Consider the following 3,119-nt stretch of genomic DNA (forward strand, 5'->3'; position numbering starts at 1 on the left):
TGTCAGGCATGTCTCCGAACACCTGTCAGGGATGTCTCCGGGCTTTACAACGAGCCCGAGGATGACGCCGTGGATGGGGTTTTCGCTGCGGAAACAAATGGTTGCCGGCCCCTCCCATCCAGAGCAATGCGAGCGCCCCCTCATTCTCTACGTCATGCTCGATCTTGTGCCAAGCATCTGCCGGCGGTGCCTCTCGAGCGACGGTAGTGGACACTTGGCGCCCTGCCGCGCATATGCACCGCGTCACTCTCGCAGGCGCACTTGGCTCCTCGCCACCTCAACCGACGACAACCCAGCCCGAATCACCAAAACACATAGAGTAAACGAAATCTTAATCCCGCCCCTTGACCTCGGTCAATCGGCTGAAATTCATCACAACATTCCCCTTTTGACGCCGCCGGCAAATCACCTTAGCCCGTCCCTGTTCGTCCATGAAGGACGGTTTTCACGATGGACTCGCAAAGGAGATTCAAGTGACCAGTGTTTCCTCTCTGGGCGGCAACAATGCCCAGTATATTTCCAGCCTCGACAAGAACGGCGATGGCATCGTCTCCGCCGACGAGCTGGCCGCAGCCAATACCACCAGCAGCACGACCGCGACAACGACGACCAAGGCCTCGACGGCAAACAGCACCGCCGACAGCGCCAGCGTCACCCAGAAGATCGCAGCCGACATCCTCTCCCTGATGCTGCAGCTGCAGCAGTCGAGCGAAAGCGACGATGGGTCGAACGACGATGGCAGCCTCTCCGGCAACAGCCCGAAGGGCATTCTGGCGCTGATGGACAGCAACAACGACGGCAAGCTGACGACCAGTGAGGTTCTCTCCGCCGATCCGTCGAAGATCGCCGAGAGTGCCGGCGCCGGCGACAACACCGCCGTCACGCAGGTCCTCACCGACATGCAGACCGCGATCCGCGCCTACCAGACCACCTACGGCTCCTCGCTCGCCTCCGATACCGACAACACGCAGACTGCGTGATCGACCAGACTTCTGACCTACAAGACCGCCTGATTGGCGCGCAACACGGCTCCGCCGGGGGAGCCGAAACAGCCTGTTCTCGCGATACCGCCCGCCGTGTATGGGCAAGCGGATCCAGCCTCATCAAGCACTTGACCCACAGTGCACGCGCCTATGGCGCAATGTCGCAGGTCGGGCGAACCAATAGCCCCGCCGTTGCAACGACAGCCAAAAACCCGCAGAACCGAACTTCGACGGTAAGAACGAAGGACATGGCATTTCATGGAAAGCATCAGCGTTTCGTTGATCCTGCTGTTTGCGGTGGTCGTTAGCGGAACACTCACCAGGCTCTCCCCGATCCCGATCCCGCCGCCTCTCGTGCAGATCGCGCTCGGCGCCGTCATCGCCTCGGTGGCCGATCTCGGTGTCAGCCTCGATCCCGATCTCTTCTTCCTGCTCTTCCTGCCGCCGCTGCTCTTTCTCGATGGCTGGCGCATCCCGAAGGAAGGCCTGCTGCGCGACAAGACCGTCATTCTCGAGCTGGCGCTCGGCCTCGTCATCTTCACCGTCCTCGGCGTCGGGCTCCTCATCCACCTGCTCATCCCCTCCATGCCGCTCGCCGTCGCCTTCGCGCTGGCAGCCATCCTCTCGCCGACGGATCCGATCGCGGTCTCCGCCATTGCCGCCCGCGTGCCGATCCCCAACCGACTGATGCACATCCTTGAGGGTGAATCGCTGCTCAACGATGCGTCCGGCCTCGTCTGCATGCGCTTTGCGGTCGCAGCCGCCCTCACCGGCACCTTCTCGCTGACAGACGCGGTCGGCACCTTCTTCTGGGTGGCGATCGGCGGCATTGTCATCGGCGTCGGCGTCACCTGGGCGGTCATGCAGCTGCAGCGCTTCCTCACCCGCAAGCTTGGCGAGGAGACCGGCTCGCTGATCCTGATCAGCCTGCTGCTCCCCTTCGCCGCCTATCTGATCGCCGAACATCTGGAATGCTCCGGCATCCTGGCGGCGGTCGCGGCCGGCATCACCATGAGCTTCGGCGAACAGAGCGGCCGCGCATCCGCTGTCACCCGCGTGCGCCGCACCGCCGTCTGGGATACCGTCCAGTTCGCCATGAACGGCGTCATCTTCGTGCTGCTCGGCGAGCAGCTGCCGCAGATCGCCTCCAGCGCCATCAATATCGTCCGCGAAACCGGGCATTACGACCCGCTGTGGCTGATCGTCTACATCGTCGCGATCAACGTGGCGCTCGCCGCGCTGCGCTTCTCCTGGGTCTGGGTGTCGCTGCGCTTCACACTCTATCGCGCCGCCCGTAGCGGCCACGAGTTCACCCGCCCGAGCTGGCGCCTCGTTGCCGCCACCTCGCTTGCCGGCGCGCGCGGCGCCATCACGCTCGCGGGTGTTCTGACCCTGCCGCTGACCATGGGCGACGGCTCGCCCTTCCCGGGCCGCGACCTGTCGATCTTCCTCGCCGCCGGCGTCATCATCGTCTCGCTGGTCGCCGCCAGCATCGGCCTGCCCTTCCTCTTGAAGAACCTGCATGTGCCGGCAGAACCCTCCCACCAGCGCGAGGAGGACGAAGCCCGCATCCGCGGCGCCGAGGCCGCCATCAAGGCGATCGAGCAGCTACAGCACGATATGGGCGAAGGTCGCGCCGACGCCGACCTCTACGCCGACGCCGGCGCTCGCCTGATGGACATCTACCGCCAACGCATCGCCGGCCGCTCCAAGACCGGCGACGACGCCATGCTCGCCCGCCGCAGCGAAGAAATCGAACGCAAGCTCCGCCTCGCCGGCGTCAAGGCCGAACGCGCCGAGTTCTTCCGGCTGGCGAAGAACCGCAAGCTCTCGGAAGAGCTGATGAAGAAACTGGTGCGTGAGGCTGATCTTGCGGAGGCGCGTTTTTCGGGGACGTGAGGGCGGGGATGCGCGCTTCCTTGGGCGTGCTTTCGGGCAGTGCGGGGCTTTTGGTGCGCCGGCGAGCGAGGTTTTACCGTGTGATACCCCCCTCTGCCCTGCCGGGCATCTCCCCCACAGGTGGGGAGATTGGCTGGGAGCACCCGCTCGCTCCACGCTCATCGTCCTCTCATTGTTTGGCCGGGAGCAAGCCACGAGTCGATCTCCCCCCTTGTGGGGGAGATGTCCGGCAGGACA

At 64.3% G+C, this 3,119-nt stretch carries 2 protein-coding genes; both read left to right on the top strand.

What is annotated here, in order from left to right:
* Window positions 1-473: 473 nt before the first annotated feature.
* Window positions 474-980 (top strand): hypothetical protein, encoded by a 507-nt coding sequence (locus tag B3605_RS24565; RefSeq protein WP_112945206.1) that lies wholly within the window; start codon window positions 474-476, stop codon window positions 978-980.
* A gap of 261 nt (window positions 981-1,241) precedes the next feature.
* The gene (locus B3605_RS24570; protein WP_112945205.1) at window positions 1,242-2,882 is read left to right on the top strand and encodes a Na+/H+ antiporter; all 1,641 of its coding nucleotides are present in this window, start codon (window positions 1,242-1,244) and stop codon (window positions 2,880-2,882) included.
* Window positions 2,883-3,119 lie beyond the last annotated feature (237 nt).

The organism is Rhizobium sp. UBA1881 (assembly GCF_002338015.1).
In the GTDB taxonomy this organism is placed as follows: domain Bacteria; phylum Pseudomonadota; class Alphaproteobacteria; order Rhizobiales; family Rhizobiaceae; genus Rhizobium.

Coding starts and splice junctions, on each gene's coding strand:
- B3605_RS24570 (WP_112945205.1), top strand. CDS start 1,242: ATGGAAAGCATCAGCGTTTCGTTGATCCTGCTGTTTGCGGTGGTCGTT.